At 59.1% G+C, this 16,648-nt stretch carries 15 protein-coding genes; 8 read left to right on the forward strand and 7 right to left on the reverse strand.

The window, feature by feature from the left end; all coding sequences use genetic code 11:
- The first annotated feature begins 363 nt into the window (after positions 1-363).
- The 3 genes from AX768_RS29070 (at position 364) to AX768_RS29080 (ending at position 4,873) form a co-directional block, all read left to right on the forward strand.
- Positions 364-1,065: a phosphatase PAP2 family protein gene (locus tag AX768_RS29070; RefSeq protein ID WP_062003483.1), complete on the forward strand. Its 702-nt coding sequence runs from the start codon at positions 364-366 to the stop codon at positions 1,063-1,065.
- Positions 1,066-1,247: 182 nt separating this feature from the next.
- Positions 1,248-3,500: a hybrid sensor histidine kinase/response regulator gene (locus AX768_RS29075; protein ID WP_062003484.1), complete on the forward strand. Its 2,253-nt coding sequence runs from the start codon at positions 1,248-1,250 to the stop codon at positions 3,498-3,500.
- 197 nt (positions 3,501-3,697) lie between these two features.
- Complete coding sequence (locus AX768_RS29080; protein WP_062003485.1) at positions 3,698-4,873, forward strand: hypothetical protein; 1,176 nt, start codon at positions 3,698-3,700, stop codon at positions 4,871-4,873.
- 57 nt (positions 4,874-4,930) lie between these two features.
- On the opposite strand, the gene AX768_RS29085 is transcribed toward AX768_RS29080, so the two are convergent.
- Positions 4,931-5,485, reverse strand: coding sequence for an NADPH-dependent FMN reductase (locus AX768_RS29085; RefSeq protein ID WP_062003486.1), 555 nt, complete (start codon positions 5,483-5,485; stop codon positions 4,931-4,933).
- A gap of 547 nt (positions 5,486-6,032) precedes the next feature.
- Here AX768_RS29085 and AX768_RS29090 point away from each other — a divergent pair.
- Positions 6,033-6,296 carry a DUF4148 domain-containing protein gene (locus AX768_RS29090; protein WP_082779123.1) on the forward strand — a complete coding sequence of 88 codons (264 nt, stop codon included), beginning with the start codon at positions 6,033-6,035 and terminating at the stop codon, positions 6,294-6,296.
- A gap of 85 nt (positions 6,297-6,381) precedes the next feature.
- On the opposite strand, the gene AX768_RS29095 is transcribed toward AX768_RS29090, so the two are convergent.
- Complete coding sequence (locus AX768_RS29095; protein WP_062003487.1) at positions 6,382-7,326, reverse strand: AEC family transporter; 945 nt, start codon at positions 7,324-7,326, stop codon at positions 6,382-6,384.
- Between the two features lie 632 nt (positions 7,327-7,958).
- On the opposite strand from AX768_RS29095, the gene AX768_RS29100 reads away from it, so the two are divergent.
- Positions 7,959-8,525, forward strand: coding sequence for a lipocalin family protein (locus tag AX768_RS29100; RefSeq protein ID WP_062003488.1), 567 nt, complete (start codon positions 7,959-7,961; stop codon positions 8,523-8,525).
- 3 nt (positions 8,526-8,528) lie between these two features.
- Here AX768_RS29100 and AX768_RS29105 read toward each other — a convergent pair whose 3' ends face one another.
- The 5 genes from AX768_RS29105 to AX768_RS29125 all read right to left on the reverse strand — a co-directional run bounded on the left by AX768_RS29105 (position 8,529) and on the right by AX768_RS29125 (position 13,768).
- Positions 8,529-9,752 carry a serine hydrolase domain-containing protein gene (locus tag AX768_RS29105; RefSeq protein WP_062003489.1) on the reverse strand — a complete coding sequence of 408 codons (1,224 nt, stop codon included), beginning with the start codon at positions 9,750-9,752 and terminating at the stop codon, positions 8,529-8,531.
- 123 nt (positions 9,753-9,875) lie between these two features.
- On the reverse strand, positions 9,876-10,073 hold the full coding sequence (locus AX768_RS29110; RefSeq protein WP_062003755.1) for a hypothetical protein: 198 nt from the start codon (positions 10,071-10,073) through the stop codon (positions 9,876-9,878).
- Between the two features lie 525 nt (positions 10,074-10,598).
- Positions 10,599-10,865 carry a hypothetical protein gene (locus tag AX768_RS29115; RefSeq protein WP_062003756.1) on the reverse strand — a complete coding sequence of 89 codons (267 nt, stop codon included), beginning with the start codon at positions 10,863-10,865 and terminating at the stop codon, positions 10,599-10,601.
- A gap of 88 nt (positions 10,866-10,953) precedes the next feature.
- A complete protein-coding gene (locus tag AX768_RS29120) occupies positions 10,954-12,192 on the reverse strand; it encodes a Fic family protein (protein WP_062003490.1) in 1,239 nt (412 codons plus the stop codon).
- Between the two features lie 130 nt (positions 12,193-12,322).
- A complete protein-coding gene (locus AX768_RS29125) occupies positions 12,323-13,768 on the reverse strand; it encodes a sigma-54 interaction domain-containing protein (RefSeq protein WP_062003491.1) in 1,446 nt (481 codons plus the stop codon).
- A 301-nt stretch (positions 13,769-14,069) separates the two neighbouring features.
- Here AX768_RS29125 and AX768_RS29130 point away from each other — a divergent pair, with 301 nt between their 5' ends.
- From AX768_RS29130 to AX768_RS29140, 3 genes are all read left to right on the forward strand, one after another.
- Positions 14,070-15,470, forward strand: coding sequence for a GntP family permease (locus AX768_RS29130; RefSeq protein WP_062003492.1), 1,401 nt, complete (start codon positions 14,070-14,072; stop codon positions 15,468-15,470).
- Positions 15,471-15,552: 82 nt separating this feature from the next.
- Entirely contained in the window at positions 15,553-16,353 is an 801-nt protein-coding gene (locus AX768_RS29135) for a 3-hydroxybutyrate dehydrogenase (protein ID WP_062003493.1), read from the forward strand.
- 56 nt (positions 16,354-16,409) lie between these two features.
- Positions 16,410-16,643 carry a hypothetical protein gene (locus tag AX768_RS29140; protein ID WP_062003494.1) on the forward strand — a complete coding sequence of 78 codons (234 nt, stop codon included), beginning with the start codon at positions 16,410-16,412 and terminating at the stop codon, positions 16,641-16,643.
- Positions 16,644-16,648: the final 5 nt, after the last annotated feature.

Raw genomic sequence — 16,648 nt, forward strand, 5'->3', positions numbered from 1 at the left:
GATCAGCGCGCCGTGTCCTTCGGATCGCGTGCATACCACACGGTGGATCGGCTCGATGACCGCGAGGAAATCCCCAACGGTTCAGGTCTGACCGCTGATATCAATCGCCGGTTACCCGCTCCCAGCCAAGCATAAAAGCTTGTCGCACCCGGATTAAGGCACCGGTTTTATAAGCGCAGCAAATCAAGAGGACGCCCCTGTCCGATGAGGCCGCCGTAAAGGCGACTTTGAGCTATTTGTCTGTGACATTTTTGTGGCATAAATATTACCAATAAATGTCGTCATAGCACCGACGCAAATACATAAGCCGCATGCAGGGGAACGCTCGATTAACGGCTTGCTGGATAAACGAGAAAATCCAATATGAACGGCTTCGATGCTTCGATCCTTGGTTTTATCGCTCGACACTCGTTCGTTTCCCCCGGAATCAATTTCGCCATTGGCTCTTTGGCGGGACTTTATATCGCAAAAGGATTACTGCTGGTCGCAGCGCTTTGGTGGGTTTGGTTCAGCCCTGACAATCGTGCACCCTGGCGGCGGGAAGTTGTCATCGCGACATTTGCTGCTGGTCTGGTCGCCTTGATTGTGGGCCGCGGTTTGGCCTATTTCCTCCCGTTTCGTTCGCGGCCACGCTTTAATTCCAATCTGCATTTCACCATGCCGGTTGGCGCCAGGTTTGACGAGGTCCTGAGAAGCTGGAGTTCATTCCCGAGTGACCACGCAATGATCTGGATGGCGGTCTCGATGGGAATTTTCATTGTCTGGAAACGCGCGGGCTCTGCCGCTCTTGCCTATACGCTCGTCTTTATCTGCTTGCCGCGCGTGTACCTGGGACTGCATTATCCGACCGATATCATTGCCGGCGCTTTACTCGGAATGATGATCACGTATTTGTTGACGAGAGATGAAATCCGGCCGGCGGTCACACAGCCTGTAATGCAATTGATCAACCGATACCCTGGCCCGAGTGGCGCGCTGGCGTTCATTATTTGTTTCGAACTCATCAGCCAATTCGACGAAGTACGTCAGATTGCGCAATACCTTCTTAAATCCCATTCGCATTAGCACAGGGGCATGCATTGCGCACGGTTTCCCAACTTCCTGCGCAACTCCTCCAAAAAACCATCCGATTTCAAATAGAATCGCGTCAGGCGCCGACATGGAATAACGGCATGATTTATGCGCGCCAGGTAATCAGCGCGCATCCCGCGCGGCCGGAACCATCCGCACTCGAGTGAAAACGATCCATGACGCCGCATCGCGAGGACTCAGGCGCTGACCACTGGCAAGACGAGCCGCCGTTCCCGGTCGTGCCCGAGCGCAACTTCGCCGCTCAGCGCGCCACGTTGCGGGTCTTGCTGATCGCAGCCATTGTCCTGCCTTGCCTCTACGTGGCGGTCATGTCGTGGAGCGACCTGAAGGCGCGGGAAGCCGATGCCGCCGAGGTGGCCGAGCGCAACGCCCACGTCGCCGAAGAGCATGCGCTGAAAGTCTTCGATATGAACCAGACGCTCAACGCACGCGTAATCGATCTGATCGACGGCGTTGACGACGTCACGCTGCGCCGCGACGAGGCGTCCATCCACGACAAACTCAAGGCGATGGGCGGAGGCTATCCGCAGGTGGCATCGGTGAGCATTTTCGGCGCCGATGGACGGCTGATCGCCACCAGCCGGGTGTTCCCGGCACCCGATATATCCATTGCCACGCGCGAGGACTTCATTGCCGTGCGCGATCGTCCGGCGGTCGAGAATGTCTCGAGCGTCATGCAGGGCAAGGTAGTGGGCGAAAGCGTTTTCAATACCGCGGTGCCGCGCAAGGCGCCGGACGGGCAGTTCGCCGGGATCGTATCGATCGCGCTGCGTCCGAGTTACTTCGCGGGGTTCTATGAAGAACTGCTCGGCGATAACACCAGCGTTTCCCTCGGCCTGACAAGGGCCGACGGCGCCGTACTCGCGTGGTATCCGGTGCGCCCGGCGAACCGCATGGAACTCGCGGCCAGTTCGCCGCTGCGCGAAGCGTATTTGTCGGACCGGCACGCGGGCGTCGTGCGTATGCGCTCCGGGCTCGATAACCAGATGAAAGTGGTCGCGTTCCGGCGCGTGGGCACCTACCCCGTTTATGTATCGAGCGGCTACCCCATCGCAACGATCTGGGCCGGCTGGTACAGGCATGTCAGCGTACTGGTGTTGTCGCTGTTCGCGCCTTGCATCGTTTTGTGGGGCGTGATCTGGCTGTCGCTGCGCCGTCTCGCCAACGAAGAAGACGCGTGGGAACGCTGGCAGGCGGAAGCGTCGATGCGCCGGTCCATCGAATCGGCCTACCGGCAGGCGCGCAAGATGGAAGCGCTCGGCAATCTGGTCGGCAGCGTCGCGCACGATTTCAACAACCTGCTGATGATCCTTTCCACCAATGTGCAGATCGCGCGAAGGCGCGGCGCGCCGGGACTCGACCGCGAATTGTCGGCAATGGAACGCGCGCTCAAAAGCGGCCAGTCGCTGACACGCCAGTTGCTCGGCGTGGCGCGCAAGCAGCCGCTGCGCAACGAGACCATCGCGATTGGCAAATGGCTGCCCGCGTGCCGCGAACTGCTGAAGGCATCGCTTGGAGCGAAGGTAGCGCTGACGCTGGAATCGGATTCGGATGTCTGGCCGATTCGCGTCGATGCCGCCGAACTCGAACTCGCGCTGATCAACGTCGCGGTGAACGCCCGCGACGCCATGCCCAACGGCGGCACGTTCTCCGTGCGCGCTGACAATGTGCAGTTTCGCCACGAAGACGGCTTTCCGATAGTCGGCGAGTTCGTGCAACTGACGCTCGAAGATACCGGCGACGGCATGAGCCCCGAGATTCTCGGCCGCGCGTTCGAGCCGCTTTTCACGACCAAGTCGAAGGGCATGGGCACCGGGCTCGGATTGCCGCAAGTATTTGCGTTCTGCGAGCGCGCGGGCGGCGTTGCGACCATCGACAGCGCTGTGGGTGCGGGCACGTCGGTGCGGCTTTATCTGCCGCGGGCGAGCGCATCGGCGGTGCAGACGCCCGACGTCCCGAACGAGACCGCCGCGCTTGGCGATTCGGCGGGTTTGCGCGTGCTGTTGGTGGAAGACAACGAGGAAGTGGCTGCGGGCACGGAAGCGTTGTTAACGATGATGAACCATCAGGTCACGCATATCTTCAACGCCGACGGCGCGATCGCAATGCTGGACCTTGCCCGCCAGGATGCCTCCACGGGCGGCGCCTTGCCGTTCGACGTCGTTCTCTCCGATATCCATATGCCCGGCAAGCTGAACGGCATCGACCTGGCGGAGATCCTGCAGACGTGGACGCCGCGCGTGCCCGTGATCCTCGTCACCGGCTACGCGGAAGAACTCGACCGCGCGCGTCATGTGGATGCGCGCGTGCTGTCGAAACCATTCGATATCGGCCTGCTCGACTCCCTTCTTCAAGCCATTCGCGAAGACCTGACGGCACGCGCCGAGCACGGCGAGACCCCGCACTGAGTTTTTTCGCCCGGGTTTTGTAAAAACGTCCGCACTTTTCATGGGAACGCGGGGAATTGGCACTTCCCGCGCCGCCCTGCTGCGCCTGCCGCGCGACCCGGCACGGGAGTTGCGAACCCTAGCGGGACTTGCGGCAGATCCGTACAAACATGTACATCGCGTCGCAACTCACTCCAAGGCCACCCAGGGAGGCAGCCATGCGACACACAGTTATCGGTATCTTCGACACCTACGATCAGGCCGAAGTTGCGCGCAGCGCGCTGGTGGCCTCGGGCTTCGCCCACGCTGACATTGAACTCCAGGCCGCGCCGGAGCCGTCTTCGCTGGCCGATCCCGCGCTCGAACCGACGACCAGCGCAATGCAGCCGCCGGAAACAGGCGGCGTGCTGGCAAACATCGAACGGTTCTTTTCGATGCTGTTCGGCGGTCGCGATCAGCCGCCTGAAGTCGCACATTATTCGGAAGCCGTGCGGCGTGGCGGAATTCTGGTGGCGGTCGACACGCCGTCGGAAGAGCGCGCCGATGCAGCCCGTCATACGCTCGCCGAGCAAGGCGCAATTGACATCGATGAACGCGCCGCAAGCTGGGGCGCATTGAATCATCCAGGCGCGGGCTTTGGCACTGTTGCCGCTCCCGATGACCGCGATCATTCGTTGCTCGATGAACTCGGCTTGGGTTCGGGCAGTGCCGTGCCGGGACGCGCTCCCGTCAATCCGGCGGCCGATCCGCTCGCAACAGCCCGTGCCGATACCCGTGCCCGCGCCTATCCGCGTGGCAACCTGAGCGAGCCGGCAGCCGTGGATTCGCTTGATCCGATCAGCCCGGTTGCACGCGACCCGTTCGCCGGCAGCAGCGATTCTACGTACCGCGCGACTGGGGGAGATCCGATGACCAGCGGCTCGGTATGGCCGGCAAAAGATGAAGCCCACGAAACGACGCAGGGCTGGCGCCCCGTTACACCGGTTGATCCGCTCGATGAAACCGAAACGTCTTCGCAACGTGCCAGCTTGGCTACGCCCGTTGCCGGGTCGCTTAGCCAATCCGCTGCGGATCCGCTCCGGCCCGACCTGCCGCTGTCGCGCAACTCCATGCCCGACGAATACATGGAGTACGAGGACGACTTCCGCACCGACTATGAATCGCGTTACGCGGCCACCGGCGCACGCTACGAGGAATACGAAGATGCGTATCGTTACGGCGCGACGTTAGGCAACGATGATCGTTATCGCGGCCGAAGCTGGGATGATTCGATGGAAACCGAATTGCAGCGCGACTGGCAAAACCGTAATCCGCATGGTGAAGATACGTGGGAGCGCTTCAAGCTCGCAGTGCGTCACGGATGGGACCGCGTTACGGGGCATCATCACTTGTGATCCGTTGATTGCCTTGGCTGCTGACGGCCCGCTTCCGCGGGCCGTTTTTCATTGGCGTCAAGCCGCCGAAATCCGTTTGACCCAGGCCACGTATTTATCGACGAAAGCCTGCAGGAACTTGCGGGTGTCGTCGTTGACGATCTTGCCGGCTGCATCGATACGACTTTCATCGTGCTTGATGAACATTTCCGGCTGGCCCATCAGCGGCACATCTAGATACGCAAGCACGTTGCGCAGATGCGCCTGCGCGAGCGCCGTGCCTATTGCCCCCACCGACGTCCCGATCAACGCGCCCGGCTTGTTGGCCCACGCGCTTTGCCCCCACGGCCGCGAACCCCAGTCGAGCGCATTCTTGAGCACGCCGGGAATCGAGCGGTTGTACTCGGGCGTGACGAACAGCAAGCCATCCGCCTCCGATATCTTCTGCTTGAGCGTTCGCGCAGCTTCGGGAAAATCGGCGTCGTAGTCCTGGCTATAAAGCGGCAGGCTGGCGATATCGAGAAACTCGAACGAGAAATCCTGCGGCGCCAGGGATATGAGCGCGTGCGCGAGTTGCTTGTTGAACGAATCACGCCGGATGCTGCCAACAACAACCGCAATCCTAAAGGCCATGGTTATTCCCTCCAACTGAGTTGATCGCGTTATGAATGAAGGACTAAACGCGCGGCTTTGCAACGCATCGTCGCAATATCATAGGCGCGGATACGGCCATCAGGTTATGCGACTCGATGTGCACCGGCGGGATCGAGAAGCGTAATCAGCGAGCACTTTGGCCTTGCATTGGGCAATCCAAGCGAAAGCCGCCTGACATGCCCCTTTCAGCGCGTTTTTGAGATGATTTCCACAAAGTTGTCCACAGAATCTGTGGACAACTTTGTAGATGTTTAATAATTCGCACTAAACCGCCAGATGTTTGGCGGCAAAAAGCTGGATCCCAGCAAAAAAATAAAAGCGAAGTGAAAGAGGAAAAATACCGAACACGGAAACGGGTTCTTACCGAACCCGCAACGATGAAACGTTCAGCGCCCCACCGGCCGACATTCATGCGAAAACTACAACAATATGTTTTCTCAATCGACATTGGTCGCCGATAGCTATGTGGATAGACTGATTCATATCGATGGCGCAAGACGTGCCGTCATTCAAATCAGAGGTTCACATGAAACGCGCGCTTATCGGCAGTTTGCTAATTGGTGCGCTGGCTTCTTCAGCCAGCGTCTTTGCTCAATCTTCGAACGTCGCGCCAAGAACGCGTGCCGAGGTGAAGGCTGAACTCATCGTGGCAAGAAACAGCGGTCAACTCGAGACGATTCATTCGGAAAGTTATCCGCAATTGCTGCCGTATCAAACGGCGAAGGCGCTGGATGCATCGCGTACAGCTTCTGTGATGCAGGCGAACAGCGCGCGTATCAGCGCGCAATAAGCCAACACGCTTCCAGCACATTCTTCTCACACCTCGCTCCGATGAGGCTTGCCCGGCATTCATATGCCGGGCTTTTTTATTTGCGTCATCGCGTGATGGCGGCGAGACATAACGTCACCGTAACGAGCGATATCAGCGTTGAGAACAAGATGGTGCTCGACGTCACCGACGCTTCCCGCCTGTAGAACTCCGCCAGCATGAACGGGCCCGTGCCCGTCGGCAGCGCGCTGAGTATGACGGCGGTCTTCGCCCACAAGATGGGCAACGCGAACACATGAAACGCCAGCCACCAGGTTAGCAACGGTTGCGCGATCAGCTTGCCGGTGACGAGCATCGATGTCGTTCCTGCAGCGCCACCCTTCGACTTCTCGCCAAGGAACAAGCCAAGCGCGACCAGCGCGCAGGGACTTGCCGCTGCACCCAGCAGCTTGAGAAACGTATCCGCGCCGCCCGAGATGGTGAGGCCGGCGCCGCTCAATAACCATCCGGCAAACGGCGCGAACAACAACGGGTTGGTCACGAGCGACTTGATCACCTTGCCTATAGTCGCAGCGAAGTTCTTCTCGGTCTGCAACCCGAGTTCAATCAATACGATAGCCACCGCGAACAGCACGCATACCGTCATGATCAACGCGATCACCGCGGGTGCGAGGCTCGCGTGACCGAACGCAAGCGCACACAAAGGCAAGCCGATAAACCCTGCATTCGGATAGGCGGCATTGAGTGCATCGAGGCTGGCATCGGCGAGATGTTTTGATCGTTTCAAGCTGATCAGCAAGGTCAGCACGAAGATGGCACCCGATGCAATTCCGAACGCAGCGATAAACGCAGGTTGATCGAGTGAGCGCCAGGGTGTGGTGGCCATGATGTCGAAGAGCAGCGCGGGCAATGCGAGATACACGACAAAGCGATTGAGTTCCGACGATGCATTCGGTCCCAATCGATTCGTCTTGCGGCATGCATAGCCGGCAAAGATGAGACCGAACACAGGAAGGATGATGGTGAAAAGCGACGAGACCAACGACGGCATGAGCAGAGCGCAACTGATTGACGAGGGCGCCAAGCATAGCGGTAGATGCGTGTTGGCGCTGAGCGCCAAAAACCAAAGGTGAGCGATTTCGGGACCTGCGTGGAGGTGAGCTTGGTATCCCGCAAAAACTCACGCTAAGGGTGATTACAAGTATCGCTAACTAGATAGGGGATGCCTGCCGAGTTCATCGAATGGCTTAGGTATCGGCTGGAAAGCCTTTTACCATAAAGGCTTGCGAGCTTTCATCACGCGCCGTCTACTTTGCTTCTCGCCATGATCGATATACAGCGATCAATGCAGAGTACGAGCCATCGTGCGGCGTCGTGCATCTTGAGGTGAGGCAATACGGGACCCTGGTGTGCGGTGATGAGAAAGCACATTAAGACTCACCCGCACGCTGCACCTCAATGTTGAACACACATCACTAAAGCGAGCGTGATCAATGGCTTGCGGCCTGTTGTTAAAACAGTTGATACACACGGATACCTTTGCTAACAGGCTTCTCGGCTACCCTTCAGCATGAATCCGGTCGCTAAAGGTGAGCTTATGCGGGACCTGATCAAGCGCGGCAATCAACGGAACGAAGCTTGCTGAGAGTGCCACGCCACTGCATAAACACAACGAGGACATACATGACATTCAAGAGATCCGTCACCATCGGCGCCGCGGCTTTGCTGGTGATCGGCGGACTGGGCGTGCTGGCTGCCTGTGCATCAGCAGGAAGTGGCAAGAGCGGCAACGACGACGTGCCGGAACCTGCGAAGGCGGTCGATCTCGATCGATACCTCGGCCAGTGGTATGAATTTGCACGCTACGAAAACCGTTTCGAACGGGGCTGCGAAGCAGTCACTGCGAACTACGCAAAACGGGAAGACGGCTTGATATCGGTGATCAACTCGTGCCGCAAGGGAAGTGTGGACGGCACGCCGAAATCGGTCGAAGGCAAGGCCAAGATCGTCGCTGATTCGAATAGCGCGAAGCTGAAGGTCTCGTTCTTCGGACCGTTCTATGTGGGCGATTACTGGGTGCTCGATCACGCCGATGACTACACGTGGTCCATCGTCGGTGAACCAAGCGGGCGATATCTATGGATACTCACGCGTGAAGCGAAGCCATCGGCGCAGATGCGTACGGCGTTGATCGATCGTGCGCGCAAGCTTGGTTATGACGTCACGCTCTTGCGCGAGACGCTGCACTGAACGTCAGTCATCGATAGCGTCATAGAGATGACGCTCGAAGACAGCAGCCATTGGAAACGGCACGAGGCCGCGCCGCTGGATCATCAAGATGCCGATCATGTCTTCCACTGGATCGGCAAACCAGTTCGTACCCAATGCGCCCGGCCAGCCGAACGATCCCTTCGACCGATAACTTTCCGTGCGTTGCTGCGCGGGGTCATCGACAATCGCAACGCCCAGACCAAACCCCTGCCCCGCCCAAACGACCTGCCCAAACGCGGGAATGCGACGCTGCTCGCGCGTCAGGAAGTTCGTACGCATCAGATCAACAGAACGGTGCGACAACAATCGCGGTCCGTTCGCACGCTCGGTGGCATCGCCTCGAAGGCGGCCTCGGCCGAGCAGCATGCGGGCAAAACGCAGATAGTCATCAGCTGTCGATATCAGCCCTCCGCCGCCGCTTTGATACCGCTCGGGCTTGGCAAAGCGGCTCGTTGCGGGATGATCTTCCACCACGTGTTCTTGCGTCGATGGATCGATGGCGTAGGAAACAGAGAGCCTTTCGAGTTTTCCGGCCGGCACGACAAAGCCGGTATCCGTCATGCCCAGCGGATCGAAGATGCGCGTGCGGAAAAACGTTTCGAGCGGCACGCCGCTGACACGCTCGATTAACGAACCGAGCACGTCGGTCGAAATGCCGTAGTGCCAACGCGTGCCCGGCTGAAACATCAGCGGCAATCTGGCAACGCGTTCGAGCCACACGCTTGAATCGACCGTCGCGTCGATGCCGTTGAATACTTCGCTGTAAGCATCGGCGAGCGCGCCGAATGCGGTGAAATGGTAAGCAAAGCCAGTGCGATGCGTAAGCAGGTCGAGCAGGGTGATGGGCGCGCGGGCCGGTTCGGTGCGATCGAGTGGACTGCTCGGATCCAGGAGAACTTGCGGTTTGGCGAGTTCGGGCAGCCAGCGGGAGATGGGCTCATCCAGCGCGATCAGGCCGTCTTCCACGAGCATGAGCGCAGCGACGCTGGTTACGGGCTTCGTCATGGACGCAATGCGAAACAGCGTATCTCGCGACATGGGTTCCCGCGTTTCACGATCCCGGCAGCCGAGTGCTTCGACCATAGCGATTTCGCCGCGCCGCCATATCAGGGATACGCAGCCCGCGACCTCGTCTCGATCAACGAACTCCTGCATTGCACTTCGGGTTTGTTCCAGGCGCGAGGCGCTGAATCCAGCAGCAGACATTCATGTCCTTCAAAACGAGCTGTTCAGTGCTGGTATTTAAGCATGGTCAAATCGGTGACGCCTAGGAAGAGTTACCTGGAACAGGGGAAATGTTGGCACTCCCGGAAACGGATTCCGGAATAATCAATTCGATGCCTCAAGTTGCGTAAGCCGTTCGTGGATTCTCTGCATGCGGCTTTGCTGGGCAGGCACAAGCGCGCTGGAAGCCACCGAGTTGATTCTGTTACGCCAGTAAGATAAAGGAATACGGTCTTCGGGAGAAATCCTGCCGATGATGCGTTCAAGGTGAAGAATATCTGTCTCGATCTGCCGGTGATTCATTCGCCACTCCATTAGATACGTTATTTTTGCTTTATTTAAAACGAGAGTGTTCTTCATGTGGAACGAATAACCGATCCACACTAGGTATCAAAACGCCGGATTGATACAAATGGGCTGTAGCGCCGCTGTTGCCCCGAACGACGCCGCCGCAAACTCTGATCGCAGCATATCTCAATTTGATGAGTGACGTGTATTGCGCGGAGCCAATGCAGTAAGTATGAAACTATGAGCGTGTTCGAGTCGGAAAAATATTCGTGAATATTTAATACTTCGTTAAACAAATGAGCGCAAAGCGGAAATAATGGCGCTGGTAAAGTTTGTATTTGTTTTCAGCTTCGGCGCCGTGAAACCATTCGTGATTACTGCGTATTTGCATCAGCGATCAAAAAATTCCTATTGAATCGTTTGCGCGGTTTAAACCAAGTCGCCCTATTGGCGTTTTTTGTTGGAATATCAGTTTGCGCGGATCACCGTTCAGCCTTGATTCATTTGGCGTGGGCGAAGCCAAGGGCTGCGCACCCACGTTTACTTCGCGCGGCAGGCGATAAGTAATCCGTTCTGGCCGTTCTCGCTGCTTTGATCCAGCACATCGTAACTGCCTGCACACATGGCACGCGCGTTTTCCTGACAGTTACTCCAGCCGCCGTTCGAGGGGCAATTGATCATCGAGGTCGGGCGGCCGTCGGATGAAAACAGCGGCGGCGCACTGCTGCATGCGGACAATGCAGAAACAGCCGCGAGAAGCGGCACGAGCGCCAGAGAACGCACGGCAAATACCCAGGAAAGCTTCATCCGATACCCCTTTTTATCGCTGTTTTTATGATAACGCGAGTATGCCACGCGGCGGTTTCGGGGCGCCTTCCAGGCGTGCGTTTGAAGCTCACACCTGACGCGCCGTATCGACCTCGGCTTCGGGCCACAGGCGGGGAAAAAGGTAGCGAAACAACTTGAGCGGCAACGCAAGCTCGACCGGTCCTTTCGGCGTCTTCGAACTGACGATGCCCAGCTTGAAGAGATCGGCCAACGCGCGGTCCGCGGTTCGGCTTGCAAGCCCCGTCATTCCCTTGAACCGCGTCCTGTCGAGAGTTCCGACCGTACCCAGGTACGCAAGCGGTTGCGCAGCCTCGACGCGCAGAAAACGGGTATCGGCCTTGGTCGATTCGGCGGCCAGCATTTGCGCGAGTCTTGCTTCGAAAGCCTGCATCTGCAGCATGCTGTCCATGAACCTGATCTGATCCAGATAAACGCTCATGCAGAAGTCTATGAACTCCACCAGACCGCTTTCGCTCAGGACGTCCCTGCCGTCAAGATCGCCTTTGCGGCGCTGATCGGCTGCAATCAGATGCTTGTAGTAATCCGCTTGTTCGCGCGCAAAGCCGCGCATGGGAGACCAGAGCCCTTGCGTCAGCCCAAGCGCAGACAGCCCGATATGCGTATGCAACCGCGCCGTGCGCCCGTTGCCATCCAGAAACGGGTGGATCCATGCGAGCCGGTGATGCGCCGCCGTTAGTGCAATAACAGCCGTTTCGCCAGCCCGCGCGTAGCGATATCCGCGTGTCCACTCTTCCATGAACCGCGGCACAGTGGCCGGATCCGGCGGGATGTGCGCGCCGACCTTGACGCCTCGGTCCCGCCAGATGCCCGGCGTGATTTTTTCCTCTTTGCCGTCATCGCCCGTCTGGAGCAAGTCCTGCTCCGACAATTGGTCATGCAAATGCCGATGAATCGCCTGGACGACCGAGCTCTCGAAAAACGCTGTGGAATCGAAGGCGGGAAAGGTCTCTTCGCCCCAGCGCTCCGTGCCGATATGCGCCACCGCGATGCGCTGCTTAAGCGCCTCTCCCGGCTTGGCCGAGAAATCCTCCTGCAGCGCGCGCTCGATCAGCAGCGGTTCGGTATGCTGCCCTTCGATCTTGTTCGTATAGTAGGAATTCATGGGACGCAGCGCTTCGCGCAACAGATCGCGCAAATGAGGCATGCCATGCGCCGCGAGATCCTTCGCCTGACCGATAACATCCGCCGCCAGTGGACGCAATGTATCCATTTTCAGCTCGGAAGGCAGCATTGGATGCATCTGATGGACCGCGTAGTACGGATATTTCGATTCAGCGAGCGTCATGGTTGTTATCTGGCGGATTTAATGGCGAATCTTATGGACACTAAAAAACCATAAAAAACCATTATATTCCAGATAGATATCGACTCCATGGCGAATCTGGTGGCGAATCCTTCGGCGAGAAATCGGTTCGTCAGACCGCGATCCCCAGCGCCACGATCTTCTTGTACATCGTCGCCCGCCCAATGCCGATTCGCTGCGCCGCTTCGGCTACTCGTCCACCACTGGCATGCAGCGCATCGGAGAGAAACTGCTTTTCAAACGACGCCATGGCTTCTGCATATGGCACGACCTCGTCTTCCGCAGATGCCCTTGGCGGTTCCGGCTCCGGCGCGATACTTTCCGCACCCATGAACGACCCCAGCGCGCGGGCATCGATATGCTCGCTGTCCGACAACATCACCGCTCGCTCCAGCGCATTGCGCAATTCACGCACATTCCCAGGCCACGAATACGCGCACAAGAGGCGCAACGCGTCGTCGTGAAGAACGAACTGGCCGGCGTGACGCGGGCGGGCATCGGCGGAGAGCTCTTCGAGCATGGCGTATACGAGCGCCTCGATATCCCCTATACGCTGGCGCAACGGCGGCGCATGGATCGCCAGCACGTTCAGCCGATAAAACAGATCCGCGCGAAACCGTCCGCTCGACACAAGCGCCGGTAAATCCGCCGACGTCGCGGCGATGATCCGCACGTCCGCCCGCACAATGCGGTTCGATCCGAGCGGCTCGAACTCCTTTTCCTGCAACACGCGCAACAACTTGCCCTGCAGCGCGAGCGGCATATCGCCGATTTCATCGAGGAATAACGTGCCGCCGTCGGCGAGTTCGAATTTGCCCACCCGCCCCTTGCGATCCGCACCCGTATAAGCGCCCGCCGCCGCGCCGAAAAATTCGACTTCGAGGAGGGTGTCGGGAATGGCCGCGACGTTCACCGATACCAGCGGCCGCGCCGATCGCGCCGACGCGCCGTGAATGGCGTGCGCAAGCAGCTCCTTGCCGGTGCCCGTCTCACCGGACAACAAAACCGGCGAATCGACCTGCGCGGCGCGCCTCGCCTGGCGCTTGACGTCGAGGCTCGCCGTGCTCGTGCCGACAAAACTTGCAAACGTATATTTCGCGCGCCGCGCCTGTGCCAGCGATTGCCGTGTCGCGATCAGTTCCTGCTGCACGCGTGAATAGTGGGAAAACAGCGGCGTGAGCGCTTTCATTTCATCGAAGAGCGCGAAGCCGATCGCGCCGACCGTTTCGCCGAAATCGTCCTTCAGCGGCAAGCGCGTGACGACCAGCGGTTCGCGATCCGTCTCCAGCAAGTCGAGCAGGATCGGTTTGCCGGTCGTCACGACCTCGCGCATCAGGCTGTTCGGAATCACCGCTTCGCAGTCCCGCCCGATGGCGTCCTCGGGATCTGCAAACCCGAAACGCGCGGCGTAGCGCTTGTTGATCCAGACGACGCGCGCATCTTTATCGACGATAAACGTGCCTTCGCTGAAATTCTCGAAGGTCTTGAAGAGCGAATCCATCGCGCGGCGCAAAACGTCGCTGTAATCGACGGGGACGTGCGTCCAGTCGTTGAGCATCAGTGTCTCGTGGGTTTTCTCGATATCGAGACAGGGTATCTCGAAACGTGGAAAATCAGCAAGGCATTACACTACCGGCCGTTTGGCCGCGATTTAGAGGAAATCCAGCAGAAATTTCGGATAGCTTTCCAACGGTTTTCGTCTCGATTCATGGATTTCCGTCATGAATCCGTTGCCACGACCGCCGATTATTCCCGGAAAGCCTTGCCAAACAACGATTGGCACGGATGCTGCAATAAAGGCGCGCCCTACCCGGACCGTTCATTGCGCGCCGGGATATACAACAAAGTACGGAGACTCAATGTCGTTCATCATCGTCCTCGCCGCACTGGCGTTTCTCATGCTGGCCGCGTATCGCGGATACAGCGTGATCCTGGTGGCGCCGCTCGCCGCCCTCGCCGCCGTCCTGCTCACTGAACCCGCGGCTGTCGCGCCGGTGTTTTCGGGCATCTTCATGGAGAAGATGGTCGGCTTCGTCAAGCTGTATTTCCCCGTCTTCCTGCTTGGCGCCGTGTTCGGCAAGGTCGTCGAATTGTCGGGATTCTCGGAATCGATCGTGGCCGCCGCCATCCGATACATCGGCAAGACGCGCGTGAATGCGGTGATCGTGGCGGTGTGCGCGTTGCTCACCTATGGCGGTGTCTCGCTATTCGTGGTCGTGTTCGCCGTATATCCGTTCGCGGCCGAGATGTATCGGCAAAGCAATATCCCGAAGCGCCTGATGCCCGGCGCAATCGCGCTCGGCGCATTCTCGTTCACGATGGACTCCCTGCCCGGCACGCCGCAGATCCAGAACATCATCCCCACGACCTTTTTCAAGACCACGGGCTGGGCCGCGCCGATTCTTGGAACGGCCGGTTCGCTGTTCATCATCGTGGTCGGGCTGACCTTTCTCGAATGGCGCCGCCGCTCGGTGATGGCGACCGGCGAGGGTTACGGCACGTCGCTTGTCAATGAGCCGGATCGCGTGGAAAGCGCGCAGTTGCCCAATCCGTTGCTGGCGGTCGCGCCGCTGGTGCTGGTCGGCGTTGCGAACTTCGCGCTGACGAAGCTGATTCCCGTCTGGTACGGCGCGAGTTATTCCGTCGCGCCCGATGTGCTGCCGGGCGTTCATGCGGCGATCGTCACGCCGATCAAATCCGTGGTTGCAATCTGGGCCGTCGAAGGCGCGCTGCTGCTCGGCATCTTGCTGGTCGTGCTGACAGCGTTCGGGCGCGTGCGCGAACGTTTTGCCGTGGGTACGAAAGCGGCTGTGGGCGGTGCGTTGCTCGCCGCGATGAACACCGCCTCCGAGTACGGTTTCGGTGGCGTGATCGCGGCATTGCCGGGGTTTATCGTGGTCAGCAATGCGCTCAAGAGCATCCCGAATCCGCTGGTCAACGCGGCCGTTTCCGTGAGTTCGCTTGCCGGCATCACCGGATCGGCGTCGGGCGGAATGAGCATTGCGCTCGCGGCCATGTCGGACACGTTCATCAAGGGCGCGGAAGCCGCGCATATCCCGCTCGAAGTGCTGCATCGCGTGGTCGCGATGGCCAGCGGCGGCATGGACACGCTGCCGCATAACGGCGCGGTGATCACGCTGCTCGCCGTGACCGGGTTGACGCACCGCGAGGCGTATCGCGATATTTTCGCCGTGACGATCATCAAGACCCTGGCGGTATTTTTCGTGATCGCCGTGTATTACACGACCGGCCTGGTTTAACCCCCGGCGCGACATCTGGCAAACTTGGCGGCATCGACACCTGATGCCGCCATCCAACATCCTCTTCGACAGGACCCGCCCCATGACTTCATTCGCAGCAACTCCGCTCGCCGGCAAGACCGCACTCGTCACCGGATCGACCAGCGGTATTGGCCTCGGGATCGCCAATGCGCTCGCGCAAGCCGGCGCGAATATCGTGCTGAATGGTTTCGGCGACGCCACCGTGATCCAGAACGCGAAATCGCAGATCGAACAGCACGGCGTGAAGGCCGTGCATCACGGCGCGGATATGTCCAAGGCCACCGAGATCGAAGCGATGATCACGTTTGCCATCGAGCAATTCGGCGCCGTGGATGTACTCGTGAACAACGCGGGCATCCAGCACGTCGCGACCATCGATACCTTCCCGGTCGAGAAGTGGGACGCCATTATCGCGATCAATCTGACCTCGGCGTTTCACACCATGCGGGTTGCGTTGCCGAAAATGCGCGATAACGGCTGGGGTCGCGTGATCAATATCGCCTCGGCGCACGGGCTGGTGGGCTCGGTGGGGAAATCGGCGTATGTGGCCGCGAAGCACGGCATTGTCGGTTTGACGAAAGTAGCCGCGCTCGAAAATGCGCGCACGGGCGTCACGGTGAACGCGATTTGCCCGGGTTTCGTGCTGACGCCGCTGGTGCAAAAGCAGATCGACGATATCGCCGCGAAGGAAAACATCTCGCCGGACGCGGCGCGCTCGAAGCTGCTCGGCGAGAAACAGCCGTCGGAACAGTTCGTGACGCCGGAGCAGATTGGCAAGCTGGCGGTATTTCTCTGCTCGGAAGCCGCCGATGAAATGCGCGGTTCGGCGCTTCAGATCGATGGCGGCTGGACGTCGCAGTAGGCGTGCCGCCTGTCACATCAATTGGTAATATCGGGGTTCCCAGAACGGAGACTCCGATGACTGCCGAACACAATCGAACAGAAGAAGCGCAGGCGATGCAGCGCATCGTGAACGCCACACAGCAGGTCCAGGCGGCGTTCACGGCATTACAGGGGCAGTTTCCGCCGAACGGCGACGGCCGGCCTACGCAGATCGCATTGCAGACTTTCGACGCTGCGTTGCAGGAACTCGAAGAGGCGCAAGGCGCCTTCGACACCATGCTGAACGATCTCTTCGACGGAAATCGTTAAGCGGC

It is taken from the genome of Burkholderia sp. PAMC 28687 (assembly GCF_001577465.1).
Taxonomy (GTDB): domain Bacteria; phylum Pseudomonadota; class Gammaproteobacteria; order Burkholderiales; family Burkholderiaceae; genus Caballeronia.

Bases quoted from the DNA above. Each gene is read 5' to 3' on its own strand.
- AX768_RS29105 (WP_062003489.1), bottom strand. From the start codon at position 9,752: ATGTCTGCTGCTGGATTCAGCGCCTCGCGCCTGGAACAAACCCGAAGT.
- AX768_RS29080 (WP_062003485.1), top strand. From the start codon at position 3,698: ATGCGACACACAGTTATCGGTATCTTCGACACCTACGATCAGGCCGAA.
- AX768_RS29120 (WP_062003490.1), bottom strand. From the start codon at position 12,192: ATGACGCTCGCTGAATCGAAATATCCGTACTACGCGGTCCATCAGATG.
- AX768_RS29140 (WP_062003494.1), top strand. From the start codon at position 16,410: ATGACTGCCGAACACAATCGAACAGAAGAAGCGCAGGCGATGCAGCGC.
- AX768_RS29075 (WP_062003484.1), top strand. From the start codon at position 1,248: ATGACGCCGCATCGCGAGGACTCAGGCGCTGACCACTGGCAAGACGAG.
- AX768_RS29095 (WP_062003487.1), bottom strand. From the start codon at position 7,326: ATGCCGTCGTTGGTCTCGTCGCTTTTCACCATCATCCTTCCTGTGTTC.
- AX768_RS29125 (WP_062003491.1), bottom strand. From the start codon at position 13,768: ATGCTCAACGACTGGACGCACGTCCCCGTCGATTACAGCGACGTTTTG.
- AX768_RS29070 (WP_062003483.1), top strand. From the start codon at position 364: ATGAACGGCTTCGATGCTTCGATCCTTGGTTTTATCGCTCGACACTCG.
- AX768_RS29090 (WP_082779123.1), top strand. From the start codon at position 6,033: ATGAAACGCGCGCTTATCGGCAGTTTGCTAATTGGTGCGCTGGCTTCT.
- AX768_RS29085 (WP_062003486.1), bottom strand. From the start codon at position 5,485: ATGGCCTTTAGGATTGCGGTTGTTGTTGGCAGCATCCGGCGTGATTCG.
- AX768_RS29115 (WP_062003756.1), bottom strand. From the start codon at position 10,865: ATGAAGCTTTCCTGGGTATTTGCCGTGCGTTCTCTGGCGCTCGTGCCG.
- AX768_RS29110 (WP_062003755.1), bottom strand. From the start codon at position 10,073: ATGAATCACCGGCAGATCGAGACAGATATTCTTCACCTTGAACGCATC.
- AX768_RS29100 (WP_062003488.1), top strand. From the start codon at position 7,959: ATGACATTCAAGAGATCCGTCACCATCGGCGCCGCGGCTTTGCTGGTG.
- AX768_RS29130 (WP_062003492.1), top strand. From the start codon at position 14,070: ATGTCGTTCATCATCGTCCTCGCCGCACTGGCGTTTCTCATGCTGGCC.
- AX768_RS29135 (WP_062003493.1), top strand. From the start codon at position 15,553: ATGACTTCATTCGCAGCAACTCCGCTCGCCGGCAAGACCGCACTCGTC.